General features: G+C 69.8%; 12 protein-coding genes. 6 read left to right on the top strand and 6 right to left on the bottom strand.

Translation table 11 applies throughout. The features are described from left to right. Positions 1-31: 31 nt before the first annotated feature. The 4 genes from QM611_RS05420 to QM611_RS05405 form a co-directional block, all read right to left on the bottom strand. Positions 32-1,396, bottom strand: a complete 1,365-nt coding sequence (locus QM611_RS05420) for an FAD-binding oxidoreductase (protein WP_415078883.1) — start codon at positions 1,394-1,396, stop codon at positions 32-34. Beyond that, on the bottom strand, positions 1,393-1,785 hold the full coding sequence (locus QM611_RS05415) for a YrdB family protein (protein ID WP_415078882.1): 393 nt from the start codon (positions 1,783-1,785) through the stop codon (positions 1,393-1,395). Before QM611_RS05415 ends, QM611_RS05420 begins: the two co-directional genes overlap by 4 nt. Before the next feature lie 21 nt (positions 1,786-1,806). Further along, positions 1,807-3,738 carry a sigma-70 family RNA polymerase sigma factor gene (locus tag QM611_RS05410; protein ID WP_415078881.1) on the bottom strand — a complete coding sequence of 644 codons (1,932 nt, stop codon included), beginning with the start codon at positions 3,736-3,738 and terminating at the stop codon, positions 1,807-1,809. Between the two features lie 408 nt (positions 3,739-4,146). Further along, a complete protein-coding gene (locus QM611_RS05405) occupies positions 4,147-5,391 on the bottom strand; it encodes a hypothetical protein (RefSeq protein ID WP_415078880.1) in 1,245 nt (414 codons plus the stop codon). A 129-nt stretch (positions 5,392-5,520) separates the two neighbouring features. Here QM611_RS05405 and QM611_RS05400 point away from each other — a divergent pair, with 129 nt between their 5' ends. The 5 genes from QM611_RS05400 to QM611_RS05380 all read left to right on the top strand — a co-directional run bounded on the left by QM611_RS05400 (position 5,521) and on the right by QM611_RS05380 (position 11,871). Continuing rightward, positions 5,521-6,753 (top strand): hypothetical protein, encoded by a 1,233-nt coding sequence (locus QM611_RS05400; protein WP_415078879.1) that lies wholly within the window; start codon positions 5,521-5,523, stop codon positions 6,751-6,753. Between the two features lie 456 nt (positions 6,754-7,209). After that, positions 7,210-7,839: a TnsA-like heteromeric transposase endonuclease subunit gene (locus QM611_RS05395; RefSeq protein WP_415078878.1), complete on the top strand. Its 630-nt coding sequence runs from the start codon at positions 7,210-7,212 to the stop codon at positions 7,837-7,839. Positions 7,840-7,892: 53 nt separating this feature from the next. Next, positions 7,893-9,827 carry a hypothetical protein gene (locus QM611_RS05390; protein ID WP_415078877.1) on the top strand — a complete coding sequence of 645 codons (1,935 nt, stop codon included), beginning with the start codon at positions 7,893-7,895 and terminating at the stop codon, positions 9,825-9,827. Positions 9,828-9,835: 8 nt separating this feature from the next. Beyond that, positions 9,836-10,807 (top strand): TniB family NTP-binding protein, encoded by a 972-nt coding sequence (locus QM611_RS05385; protein ID WP_415078876.1) that lies wholly within the window; start codon positions 9,836-9,838, stop codon positions 10,805-10,807. Beyond that, positions 10,804-11,871 (top strand): hypothetical protein, encoded by a 1,068-nt coding sequence (locus tag QM611_RS05380; RefSeq protein WP_415078875.1) that lies wholly within the window; start codon positions 10,804-10,806, stop codon positions 11,869-11,871. The genes QM611_RS05385 and QM611_RS05380 overlap by 4 nt, the downstream gene beginning before the upstream one ends. Positions 11,872-11,884: 13 nt before the next feature. On the opposite strand, the gene QM611_RS05375 is transcribed toward QM611_RS05380, so the two are convergent. Beyond that, complete coding sequence (locus QM611_RS05375; protein ID WP_415078874.1) at positions 11,885-12,679, bottom strand: metallophosphoesterase; 795 nt, start codon at positions 12,677-12,679, stop codon at positions 11,885-11,887. After that, positions 12,672-12,842, bottom strand: coding sequence for a hypothetical protein (locus QM611_RS05370; protein ID WP_415078873.1), 171 nt, complete (start codon positions 12,840-12,842; stop codon positions 12,672-12,674). Before QM611_RS05370 ends, QM611_RS05375 begins: the two co-directional genes overlap by 8 nt. A gap of 675 nt (positions 12,843-13,517) precedes the next feature. Between QM611_RS05370 and QM611_RS05365 the strand changes: the two genes are divergently transcribed. After that, entirely contained in the window at positions 13,518-13,643 is a 126-nt protein-coding gene (locus QM611_RS05365; RefSeq protein ID WP_415078872.1) for a hypothetical protein, read from the top strand. The last annotated feature ends 6 nt before the right edge of the window (positions 13,644-13,649 follow it).

The following is a 13,649-nucleotide window of genomic DNA, read 5'->3' as shown; positions in this document are numbered from 1 at the left end:
TTGGTAACCAACGGGGCGCGGACGCGCCGTGTCACGGGGCGAACACCTTGCCGGGGTTCATGATGCCGAGCGGGTCGAACACCGCCTTGACCTGCCGCTGCAGCTCCCACTGGTCATCGCCCAGCTCGTCGGCCAGCCAGCGGCGCTTGAGCACGCCGATCCCGTGCTCGCCGGTGAGCGTTCCGCCCAGGCGCAGCGCGGCGCGGAACAGGTCGTCGGCGGCGCGCCAGATGACGTCGGGCACCTCATCGCCCGAGTACACGAAGTTGGGGTGCAAGTTGCCGTCGCCGGCGTGTGCGACGGTGGGGATGACGACGCCGTGCTCGCGCTCGACGCGCGCGATCTCGTCGAACATCGCCGGCAGCATGCTGCGCGGGACCGAGACGTCCTCGATCAGGGTCGTGCCCAAGAACCGCTGCATCGCGGGGTGCATCGCGCGCCGCACGGCGAGCAGCCGCTCGCTCTCGACCGGATCGTGCGACACCGTCACGGCGGCGCCCAGTCCGCGCAGCACGCCGGCGACCTGCTCGGCCTCCGCGTCGGCGGCGGGGCCGTCGGTCTGCACGGTCAGCAGCGCGTGCCCGGCCGGAGGCGGTTCCAGGCCGAGGTGCGCGTGCGCCGCGCCGAGGCACGCGGCATCCATCAGCTCCATGATGGCGGGCTGGATGCCGGCGGCCGTCACCGCCGCCGACCCGGCAGCGGCGGCGCGCACATCGGCGAACATCGCGGCGATCGTGAGCACCTCTCCCGCGACGAGCCGGCGCAGCTTGAGCGTCGCGCCGACCACGACACCCAGGGTTCCCTCCGAGCCGATGAACAGCGACGTGAGGTCGAGGCCGGTGACGCCCTTCACGCTGCGGTGCCCGAGGCGCAGCAGGCGGCCGTCGGCGAGCACGACGTCGACGCCGAGCACCGCGTCGCGCACGACGCCGTACTTCGCGCACAGCAGCCCGCCCGCCCCGGTGGCGATGTTGCCGCCCACGGTGGAGATGTCGCGGCTGGCCGGATCGGGAGCCCACCACACCCCGTGCGCGGCGAGGGCGGCGTTGAGGTCGGCGTTGAGGATTCCGGGTTCGACGACGGCGAGCAGGTCGTCGGGGCGCACCTCGAGGATGCGCGTCATCTCGCGCAGCGACAGCGCGATCTCGCCCGGACCGGCGTTGGCGCCGCCGGCCAGGCCCGTGCGGGCGCCTTGCGGCACCACGGGCGTGCGCGCCTCGGTGGCGATGCGCATCACCGCCTGGACGTCGTCGACGGATGCCGCGCGCACGACGGCGAGCGGCGCGCCGTGTGAGCGGTGGCCAGACCTGTCGGCGCGCGCGCCCTCGACGCTGGCGGCGCTGATGTCGACGCGGTCGCCGAGGGCGGCTCGCAATCGGTCGAGCACAGCCGTCATGTGAATTGCCTCCGGCCGACCAGCACGCCCGAGCCGATGGCCACGACGGCGAACGCCAGCCCGATCCAGACTTGGCCCATCGTCCACCACGCGACGGTGGCGGAGGCGAAGACGAGCAGTTCGACCGCGGCGCGGACGAAGGGGTGCGCGCGGACGACGGCTTTCGGGGAGACGAAAAGCGCCCACACGAGGATGGCGGCCGCCGGCGCAGCGATGCCCGCGATGATGTTGCCCGGGAACGGCCACATCGTCGCGCCCCACCACGCGAAGGTGAAGAACGCGAACAGTTCGACGAGGAACCTCACGACGTCGAGAGCGTCGATGCTCTCGCGGGAGCGGCTCGGGGGCTCAGGCGGAGGAGTCGGCTGGACGCGGGGCGTATCCGGCATCCCTCCAGTCTAGGAGGCGAGTCAGCCGCCGAGCAGGTCTTCGAGGCCGAATTGGCGCAGCAGCTCGACGAGGTCTTCGAGGTCGAGTTGGCGCACCAGCTTGAAGAGCGTGATCTCCTCGCGCTCGGTGGACTCCTCGCCGTCGAGCGCGTAGAACATCGACAGGGTGGGGTTGCTCTCGGGCTCGTCGATCTCGGACAGGGAGAGGCGGAGCGTGCCGTCCCCCTCGTCGTCGAGCGAAACATCGCCGGTCAGCTCCGAGTCCTCGAGAGCGTAGCGCACGGTCGAGTTGGCGGCTCCGCTCAGCGAGACCACCAGGACCGGGCCGGTGTCGTCCCCATCGAGCGCCACCGCAGCGATCGACGGGGACCCGTCCGGCAGCACGGGAGTCGGGTCGGTGGTCTCCGCCGGATCGGTCGTGTCGGCGGTGTCGGTCGAATCCGTGTCGTCTGTGGTGTCGGTTGTGTCTGTGTCGTCTGTGGTGTCGGTTGTGTCAGTGTCGTCGGTGGTGTCGGTGGTGTCCGACGTGTCGGTCGAATCCGTGTCGGTGGTGTCCGTCGTGTCGTCGGTGGTGTCGGTGGTGTCGGTCGAATCAGTAGTGTCGGTCGAATCAGTAGTGTCCGTCGAATCGGTGGGATCCGTCGGGTTCGCCGGGGGAGAGGGCACATCCGGCTCGGATGGCGGCAGCACAATGCCGTCGCCGACGACGGTGCTGTCGTCCGACTGCCCGGGGTCGGACTGCTCCACGTGGCTCTGCTCCGCGTTCGACGCGGCGGGCGTCGCCAGCATGCCGGGAACGACCGCCGCGGCCACGACGGCGCCGACGACCACGACGCCGGCCACGGCGACGCCGACGATGCCTCCGATTCCCAGCCCGCCGAGCCCGCCGGCGCCGGCTCCGACACCTCCGGCGCCGAGGCCACCGCTGCCGGCAGCGCCTCCGGCCGAGCTCGCGGCGGACCCGCCAGCGGCCCCGACTCCGGCGAGCGAGCCGCCCGTCGCCCCGGCGGCTCCTGCTCCATCCAACGCGGGCACGCCGAACACGGACGGATCCAGCGCGGCCACGCCCGGGTCGACCGCCACCGCGCCCTCGACGGTGGACGCGGGCATCGCCGCGAGCGCGACGATGGGCGCGCCGCCGCCTTGCACGGCCGCGAGGTAGGCGGCCGTGCCCGCTGTGCCCACCGTGAGAGGCAGCAGCACGAGCGCGAGGCGGCTGGAGACCTCCTTCGCCTCCGCGGCGACGATCGTGCATCGCGCGCAGTCGGCGAGGTGCCTCTCCAGCTTCACGGTGTTGCGCGTGCCCAGGTTGTTGCGCGCGTACGAGCCGAGGTGCTCGATGGCCCAGTGGCAGTCGGATCCGTCCTGGACCGACTGCAGGTGCGCCTGAATCCACGCCTCGCGCAACCCCTCGCGGGCGCGGAACGACAACTGTGCGACCGCCGTCGCCTTCATCCCCAGGATGGGCGCGATCTCGGCCGGCTTCATGCCCTCGATCTCGCTGTACCAGAGCACCTCCTGCCAGCGGGTGGGAAGGCTGCGGAAGGCTTGCGCGGTGATGCTGCGATCCAGCGCGTCGTCGACCGCTTGCGCACTGCTGCCCGGGTCCTCAACGGTATCCAACTCGTCGATCGCGGTCTCTTTGCGCGCGCGCCCCCACGCCGCGGCGGTGTTGCGGATGCTGGTGAACAGGTACGCGCGGAAGGCGCCGGTGGGCCCGCCGCCCTTGAGGATCGACTGGTAGATGCGCGAGTACGCCTCTTGCACGAGGTCGTCGGCGTCCAGGCTCGAGGTGATCGAGCGGGCGACGGTGATGCCGGAGCGGTAGTGGCGGCGCCACAGTTCGGCGAAGGCATCCTTGTCGCCCGAGCGCGTGCGCAGCACGAGGTCGGCGTCGGCGATCGCGTCGGTCGAAGACGACCCGACGTCCGTGCCATCGTCGACGTGCGGCATACCACTCCCGTGTGAACTCTGCCCTTCCCACAGGGCACTCCCCAATGAGACGCGTGTCGCGACTCAACCCCTATCCTCCCCCGGAATCGGCGTTTAGGCCAGCGGGCGCCCGCGCGCACGGCGTTTCAAAGTTTTTTCCGGAACTCGCGTAATGGATCGGCGGGAGCGTCGTCTCATCTGGTGAGAGCACAGTCCACGGCAGGGAAACGCGTGGACGAAGCCGGTGCCACACGGGGCGGATCCAGATCCGCGCCACCGGCAGGCGGGGCTCGGAGAACTCGGGGGAGGGCTCCGAGCCCCCGCCCCCCGACACACAGACGGGGAAGCAGGGGGGCTCACACAAGGGGGATGGGGCGGCCGATCGGGGGATCGTCCGCCCCTCTTGTGTGCGTTGTCGCGCGGCGCGGTTCAGCCGCGTCGTTTGAGCCCGCGGGTGAGCCGTCGAACCGCGTCGGGCCCCTTGGTGCGCGCGGCCTGCATGAGCCGGTCGGGCAGGAGCGAGCCCGCCAGCGCCCCGGCCAGCTGGAGCGGGCCGGCAGCACGAAGCGTGAAGTCCACCCGGCGCAGCGGGAGCCCGTCTGCCGGGCGGTCGTAGTGGCGCACGTGGAAGTCTTGCGCGCTCTGGAACATCGCGTGGGCGAACTCCACAGCCGCGTCGATGGAGACCGAGTCGAGGCGCTCGACGGTCGGCTCGGTGCTCGGCGTCGTCACGAGGCGGTCGAGGTCGCCGACGACGGCGATGTCGGTCTTGCGGAGATGGCTGTTCAACTCTGCCTGGATGGCGTTTGCCCTCTCAACCGCCCACTGGGGAGCGACGATCGGCTGCCGCGGCTGAGTGAGGATGTCGGAGGCGAGGATGAGCGGCACGCCCACCTCGTGCACGCTGCGCCGGTAGTACGCCCGCGACAGGTCGGTGCGGTTGAACCGCGCGTTGTAGCTGCGCAGCAGCTCTGTGGTCCAGTACGGCATCGACTCGTTCGCCTCGCCCGGGCGGGGGACAAGAGCGCCGGCGGGCAGTGCGAGCAGCGACTCGAACGTGCGTAGCAGCAGCCCGCGGTCGGCCGGGTCGAGGGCGACGACGAGGATGTTCTCCTCGCCGACCACCGCCGCCCACCGGTCGACGAGCTCGTCCACGCGGTAGCGCGACCAGAACTTTCGGCCGCGCGCCTTGTCGCGGTGCGTGTCGAAGATCTGCTTCAGCCACGCCTCGTAGGGCGTCGCGAGCTGCTCTTTGACGTTTTGCTGCCAGCGCGACGAGAGCAGCGCCGACAGCGGCCGCAGCGTGATGACGACCCGAGTGGGCCGCCCGAGGTCGTCGATTGCCGGGCGCACGCGGTCGGCGGCGGTCGCGGCGAGCGCCTCGCTGCTGAGCACGACGCGCGCGGCGGGGGAGGTGCGCACCGCGGTGGCCAGCGCCTTCCACTGCGCCCGCGCGTTGGGGTGGTGGATGTGCGAGACCTTGTGGTGGGCTGCGGCGGAGTACGCGGAGCGAGGATGCCGGATCCGGGGCGGGTAGTCGACCCCGTGCGCAGCCAGCGTCGCGCGGGAGTTGTCGAGCGCGCTCTGCACCGTCGTGGTGCCGGTTTTCGGCGGCCCGATGTGCAGCACGAGACTGCCTTCCGGAACAGGGTCGACGCGGTCGAGGCTTCGCACAGCACTCCTTGGGGCCGATGGCGGGGGTCCTCCACGATCGTCCCACACGTCCGACAGGCCCGGGGGATCGTCGATGGTGAAGAGCGCGCTTCGGAAGCGAAGGCGCTCGCGGTGGCGTGCGATGCCGAAGTGGAAGTCACCGACGAGCGTTCGCCGTGGGCGGCGGTCTTCGCCCGTCCGGACGGGATGTCGCGGATGACCCTGTCGGCGGTGCCGGCGCGCACGAACGCGACCGGGAACATCCGCGCCTCCTGGTCGTACGACGCGTCGGAGCTCCCCGGGGGCGGGCTCGCACTCGGGCAGCTCAGCGAGGCTGCCCGGTTCGTCGACGGCAACGAGTACACCACCTCGTACCCCTCCTATGACGCCGGCTACCGGCCGACGCGGGTGGACACGACCCTCGGCGGCGACAGCGCTTCGCTGAGCCTGGCGGGGGAGACGTTCTCCACGGAGTACGCGTACGCGGCGGACGGGCAGGTCGCGCAGGTCACCTACCCGCGGGTTGTCGACGGCGACGGCGAGCTGGTGCTGGGGCAGGAGACGGTGACGACGCGGTTCGACGCGGCGTCGAGGCCGTCGTGGATGAGCGGCGGGTTCGGGTGGGGCACGTACGTCGCCGCCGCGTCGTGGACAGCCGACGGCAAGCCCGCCGTGCAAGACCTGGGGAACACGTATGGCGCGGCGGTCGGGTACGACTGGGATTCCGCGACGCGGCGGCTGTCGCGGATCTGGCTGGACCGGGAGCGGGTGGACGGCAGCGAGCTGGACGTGCGGTACGCGTACGACGCGGCGGGGAATGTGCGGGGGCTGGTGGATTCGCCGACGGCGGCGGCGGTGTCTGGGGCGAAGGACGCGCAGTGCTTCCAGTACGACGGGCTGCGGCGTTTGCAGACGGCGTGGACGGATGTGGACGCGGAGTGCGGGCGGGCGGTGGTGTCGGCCGCGGATGTGGGCGGTGCTGCCGCGTACTGGACCGACTACGAGTACGACCGGCTGGGCAACCGGACCCGGAAGGCCGACCATGTCGGGCCTGGGGCGGGCGAGACCGTGTACGAGCATGGCGGCGGGGGCGCGGGCCCGCACCAGTTGACGTCGATGACGGCGACGCCTTCGGGCGGGCAGCCGGTGACGACGGTGTTCGGGTGGGACGCGGCGGGCAACCAGGTCTCCCGCGCCACGGGGAGTGAGCAGCAGGTCCAGGAGTGGGACGCGGAGGGCGAGCTGGTCTCGGTCGCCGGGGCGGTCAGGACGTGTCGAGCGTGTTCGACGCGGACGGGAGCCGCCTCGTCCGGGTGGACGGGGACGGGGCCACGGTGTTCCTGCCCGGCGGGCAGGAGGTCCGCGCGACCGGGCAGGGCGTGACCGCTGTGCGGTGGTACTCGTTCGGGGGCGCGGCGGTGGCGGTGCGGTCGGGGCGGGGCATGGCCGGGGTGCACAGTGTGGTCTCGGACGCGCACGGCACCCCGCTCGCGCATGTGCGGGGCACGGACTGGGCGGCGCCGGTGTCGAGGGTGCGGACAGGCCTGTCCGGTGCCAGTGATTCTGCGCTCCGTGCCATTGATCTTGATTCCGTGTCGTTGATCCGGTGTTTCGTGCCAGTGATTCTGCAACACGCGGATGCGGCCTTCCCGGCTGCCAGTGGTCCTGGTCTTACTCTGGCCGCGTCAGGTTCACGTTCTCGTTCCAACTGAACACACGTGGTGAGATCGGAGCGATCATGAAGCTGACCAACAGCTTGTCGGCGGTTCGGGCGCGGTCGTACACGCGCAGATCGAGTTCGTCCGCGACGGCGATCCGAGTCGTCGGGATGCATCCGATGTGCTCGATGTCGCGTTCGAGTCCGTGGCTCGTGTGCGCACGCCGGTGTCATGGAAGCACAAGCGGAACTACGAGGGTCTCTACTGGGCGGCCACGATCGAGGGCCATGTCTGGTTCGAGTCGTTGTACGAGCGTGCGGCGGTGATGAGGCTCGATCGGGATCGAGAGGTCGTCGGGATCGCGGCGCAGCCGATGTGGATCCACTGGGCGCTGGGCGGCAAGCACGCGCCGGACTACTTCGTGCGCTACCGCGACGGGGGTGGCGTGCTGATCGATGTGAAGCCCGACAGCAATATCCGCGATGACGATGTGACGACGTTCGCGCTCACGGCGGACCTGTGTGACCGGCTGGGCTGGGGGTACACGGTGGTCAGTGACATCTCCGTGGAGGAGCACCGGAACCTTCGTTTCCTGTCGGGTTACCGATACCGACGGTGGGCATCCGGGCCGTTGAGGAGCCGACTCGGTGAGCGCGTGGGGGAGAGGCGCTCGCTGGCGGAGTGGGCGGAGCTGCTCCAGGATGCTTGCGAGCAGCCGCTCGGTGCGGTGTACTCCGCGATGTGGTGGGGAGATCTGGACTTCGACGTTCGGACTCCGCTGTCGTTGAACACCAGGGCGAAGGCGGTGTAGACATGCGGGCCGGCATCGGGACGCGGTTGACCTGGGGAGATCAGGACTTCGTGGTGATCGCGGTCGACTATCGAGTCGCCGTGCTGCGTTCACTGGCTGAGGACTGCCTCCGCGAGGTGGTGATCGAGGAGTTGCTGCGGATGCCGGATGTGGTCTGGCATGGGCTGCGCCCGCCGGCGACGGCGCCGGCCGACGTTCAGCTCCTGGAGGGCCTCCCGGAGGAAGAGCGGCAGATCATCGAGGCCTGGGCCGAGCAGTTCGAGATCGTGAAGGCGCGTGTCGAGGCAGGAGAGGATGCTGGGCCGCTGCTGGAGGACGTTCGTGTCGAGATGTCTCGGTTCGTCGGGGAGGTCTCGATTGCGACCGTGCGTCGCAAGTTCCAGCAGTACCGGCGGGAGGGTTTGCTCGGTCTGATCGACAAGCGTCGATACAACGGTCGTAAGCCGGTACCTGACCCGCGGATCGCGGCTGCGTTGAGCGAGCTCGGCGCGGCGGGCAAGCTGCGATCGTCGGGCACCCGTCGCCGCACGGTCGATCAGGTGAAGTGGATGCTGGAGGAGGACTACGGCGAGCAGTTGGATCTGCCGAGCGATCGGACACTGTACCGGCGGATCGCGGAGCATCCGACCGCGGGCAAGCTGAGCGGTTCGGCGCGGGCGAGGGAGGTCGCGGCGAACAAGCCTGATCGGGCGTTCGGTCTTCATGGGTCGATGCGGCCGGGGGAACATGTTCAGATCGATTCCACGGCGATCGATGTGCCCTCGCGGCTGCTGGACGGCCGGCTCAACCGTGCTGAGCTGACGATCATCCACGACGTCGCAACCCGGTCGATCCTCGCCGCTGTCGTGCGTGCGGTCGCGACGAACAGCGCGGATCTCGCCGGTGTTCTGGCGCGGGCGCTGGTCCCGTACGAGCACCGTCCGCCTGGTGCGCGAGAGCAGCGGCGCAGGATGTCGGCGACCTGGGCGGGGCAGTTCATGATCGATCAGGAGCGTCTGGACCGGCATCGGCTGGCGCAGCCGTACATCTTCCCGGAGAACATCACCACGGACAACGGCAAGATCTTCCGATCCCGGGCCTTCAGTCGCGGGTGCGCCCGTCTAGGGATCTCTCTCACGTTCGCGGCGAGACAGACGCCGACGGACAAACCGCACGTCGAGCGCACGTTCGAGACGATCGTGACCCGCTTCGTGCAGTATCTCGAGGGATTCACCGGCGGGAGCGTCGAGCGGCGCGGGCGCGAGGAGCCCACCGACGACATGCTGGCACTGGCCCAGCTGCAGGAGCTGCTGGAGGACTGGGTATCCATCGAGTGGCAGAACCGTCCGCACGCCGGACTCATCGACCCGCTGCTCCCCGGACAGACATTGACGCCGAACGAGATGTTCCGCGCATACCGCCGCGTCGCCCCGGAGATCCACGTCCCCTTCGAGCTGGACGACTTCATCGGCCTGCTGCCGGCGAAGACGTGCACGCTGCAGGACTACGGCATCAACCACGACCGCCGGATCTACAAGTCGAACCGCCTCACCGAGCTACGCGCCGCCGGCGCCGGGGGAGAAGGCGCGACCCGCCCGTGTGTGATCCGTCACGACCCGCACAATCCACTGTTCGTCTGGGTCGAGCACGGCGGGGAGTTCGTCCCGTTCCGGGCCGCCCGAGACAGGCTCGACGACCCGATGGGCGGCGACGTGTGGCGCGAGGCATGGGCAGGCGACGCGGATGGAGAGCGGGAAGCACGCGAGGACGCCGCGTACCTGTCCGATCGGATGAAACGTGCCCAGTGGGTGCGCCCCGGCTCGAAGCGCAACCGTGCCGTGCGCGCCGCTGAGGTCGACCTTGACCCGCTGCACCTGACGAGCATCACGAAGTCGGTGGCTCGCGAGGAGCCGGTGGAGGAGCCGGACGATGATGAGGTGATCTGGGAGCGCGGCGGCGGCTTCTCGCTCCTCTCCGACGACGACGGCGTGTGGGACCGGTTGACATGACTCTGGCGATGAACACCAAGCAGGGTTGGGCAGGTTTCGTCGACGAGATCCTCGACGCGCCGGTGCCGATGCGCCGGGAGGAGCTGGAGGCGCTGTCGCCGGGGGACAGGGCGCTGAACCGGGAGGCACGTAAGCAGTTCATGATCCGCGGGAGCGTGGTGCACACGGCGCAGTTCAAGGCGATCGAGACGGAGATCCTGCGTCGGTTGATGTTGAACCGGTACAAGTCGCACGGCAAGCTCGGGGTGATCGTGTCGGGGGAGCCGAACATCGGCAAGACGACCACGATCACGCAGATCGCCCGCCGCTTCGAACGCCGCCGGCGGGGCATCGGCGCGGTGGGGAGCAACGCGATCCCGGTGATCTACGTGTCGGTGCCGCCGTCGTGCACGCCGAAGCTGATGCTCGGGGAGTTCGCCCACTTCCTGGGGCTGCCCGAGCGCGCCCGCTACAACACGGGCGAGCTGATGAACACGATCGCCACGCTGATCGGGACGTGCGGGACGGAGCTGATCGTCGTGGACGAGATCCACAACCTGAATCAGAGGTACCGGCAGATGGCGGAAGCATCCGACACGCTCAAGCAGCTGTCCGAGAAGTGCCCCGGGACCTTCGTGTACGCCGGCGTCGACGTGGAGGCCAGCGGCCTGCTGGACGGGGCCCGTGGCCGGCAGATCAGCAGCCGCTTCCAGATCATGAACCTGCAGAAGTTCCCTCGCACAGGGAAGGCGAAACAGGCTTGGGCGAACCTGCTGGTCGCCGTCGAGGGATCCCTCGGGCTGCTCGAGCAGGAGCCCGGGGCGATCCTCCGGCACGAGCGCGAGTTGCACGACGCGACCGGCGGGATCATCGGGGACCTGACGAGCACTCTGCACATGCTCGCCATCGATGCGATCGACTCCGGCGCCGAGCGCCTCGACCTGGACGCGGTGTTCGGCACCAAACCGGCCCCTGCAGCTGCGGCATCGGCATCGGCATGAACAGGACGCCGGTCCCGCCGGATCGGGTACGGCCGCTCCCGGTCTCGGTGCGGCCGCTGGCGGGGGAGACGGTCACCGGATACCTCGCGCGCCTGGCGGTCGCGAATGCCCTGACACCGACGGTGGTGCGGATCCATGCGACCCGGATTTCCGGGATCCCTCCGTACCGGCCCGATCTGGAGCGCGCGGCGGCGTGGGCGGAACGCCTCGGCGGTCTGCCGGCCGGGCACTTCGACCGGGATGCGCGACGCAACGCGATGTATGTCCGCTGCCACCACCATGACTGGGCGCCGCACCCATGCCGGCGCTGCGGATACACCCAGCAGCCGCGGGCCGCGTGCCGGCGCTGCGCGCACGGGGAGGAGACGACCGTCCGCACCCGCGGCGGGGCCGTCTGCAACCGGCACCGCCGCTGGCACCTCGACGGCGCCGACATCGACCTGACCGGGTTCCCCGAGTACATGCGTGCCGAGCGGTGCCTGTCTGGATCGCTGTGGAAACGCGGCGTCGGCCTGGCCACCGGGGAGCTGCAGCTGGCCGCGACCCTGATCCGGCACTGGGCCGCCGACGCGGACTTCCCGCCCCGGTTCCACGAGCGCATGGCGGCGTTCGGCGCCGATCGAGTGGGCGAGGGCAGCGTGTTCCTGATCGCATATCCGGAGATCGTCCGCCTCACCACGGTGCTGACCGACCTGTCCTTCGCCAGCTACCTCCTCACCCCGCGGTTCCGGCTGGCGCAGCAGGTCTGGGCGCTCGAGGCCGCCGTCATCACGATCATGCACAGCTCCACGACCGAGCAACTCCACGAGGTCGCCGAACGCATCGTCACCCAAGGGAAAACAGCTGTAGAGACGGCAAACGGGATGCGGCGGAGCCACACAAGCATGCGGCCGGCGACGCTGGAGAAGGCTCTCGTCGCCTCATCACAACGCCACCGTAGCTGCCTGCTGCGCCACCTCAGCACCGTCCGCATCCAGGTGCAACCCTACGAACCCGGCGTCGCCGTCCCCGCCAACCGGGTTCTCGACCGGCGTCGGCCCATGCCCGACGCCCTCCTCCACTGACGACCCGTCCGGATCAGGCCGGTTCTGCGCCGACCGTTGAGGTGTCGAGGGCGTCGAGGAGTTCGCCGAGAACGATGCGGAACTCGTTGTATCCCTGCTCGTAGAAGATCGCGCGCATGCCCGGCCGCTCCTCGTTGTCGTAGCCGGCGATCACCTGGCGAGCTTCACTGATCGCGGTCTCGAGGCGGGTCTGGATGCCGGGGATGGTGCGGATCCACTCGTCGATGACGGTGAACGGGATCGGGGAGTAGTCGTGCGCGTCGACGCCGACGTGGAACTGGTGCCCGTTAGCGCCGTGGTCGCGGGCGTGGGTATGCCCGTGCAGCAGCGGAACACCGTCATCCCAACGGGGCCGGTGCGCCGCATGCCGGTCCACGTCTTGCGAGTCCCCGGCGTAGAGGTAGTGGGACGCCAGCAGCCTGTACCCGCGGCGGGTGCCTTCGATCACCTCGGGAAGCATCGCCCACCCCGCCGCCTCGTACCGGGGCCGGAACCGTTCGATCGCCCGCTTCGACTGCTTCGCCGGCGAGACCCGGTCGTGGTTGCCCGGCACCAGGAACCGGCGCCCGTTCAGCCGTGCCGTCAGGGCGAGGGACTGCTCGATCGGACCGAGCGCGAGATCCCCGAGGTGCAGCACGACGTCATCGGGGCCGACCGTGGCGTTCCACCGGGCGATCAGCTCCGCATCCATCTCCTCGACCGTGCCGAACGGGCGGCCGGCGAGCTCGCTGATCCGGGCATGACCGAAGTGCGTGTCGGAGGTGACGTAGTCGACCTGATCGAAGTCGAACCAGGGATACTCACTCATCACGGCCCATCGGCTCATCAAGATCGATCCCGAACCGGCGAGCGACATCCGCCAGCGGGACGCTCTCCCCGGCCGCCGTGCGCTCCCGCACGATCCTCGCGATCTCCGCCTCCTCAACGGCATCCGCCGCATCGACGCCCGCGGCAAGCTCGGCCAGCAGCACCGTCGGGTCGACCCCGCTTTCCTCGGCGCGGCGGCGGGATCTCGATGACTGCAGCGCCGAGCGTGTACATCCGCTCCCACGCATGCTCACCATGCCGGGTGGCGGCGACCGACTCTCGGGTGTACTCAGCCTGTTCTCCGGGCACCAGCCAGTGCTCGGAGCGATCCGGGGCGATGAAGAAGTCGACGTAGCACTCTCCGCACGGCAGACGGTAGATGCCCGGCTCGGTCGGAGCGCCGACAACGCTACGGTCGATCATCTCGTCGACCACCTGCTTCCAATACGCGGACTCGGCCTTGCCGTTCATCGAACCTCCCGATGCAGAACAGAGCAGCTTGACAGCTGACACGTGGCCTTGTCTACTCCAGGCGCGTCCAAGATGCGATCTGAGATGAGGCGGCCGTCGGGGCCGGAACCGTCGCACAGCCCTGACGCCCCCCCCGACGTGATCGGCAGAGTCGCACGGTAGGGCGCTGAGTGGAACGATATCGCCGTGACAGCGGACGGCCAGCTTGCTCATCGGTTGTTGCCGGTCGAGCGCGGGCAACGCCACAGGGGGGCTGGTGAATCCTCGCCGGCGAAGGGCGTCCGCAAGGACCAGGAGCGCAGCGGCCTGTACAAGGGGCGTCAGGCCAACAGCATGCTGATCGCCGTCGGCAAGGACGAGACGAAGTCGTGTCGTTCACCTCGACCATTCCGGAGGATGCCACCAGCCCGCTGCAGGTGCGATTCACGCCCACGGTGACCGACACTCCTGTGACGATCGACCAGTCGTGCGCCGGTATGTTCCCCGCCTCCTGAACCGGG

The organism is Microbacterium sp., from assembly GCF_047606685.1.
Lineage (GTDB): Bacteria > Actinomycetota > Actinomycetes > Actinomycetales > Microbacteriaceae > Microbacterium.
Note: the sequence above shows the minus strand (reverse complement) of the source record. Positions and strands in the feature narration are given on the sequence as shown.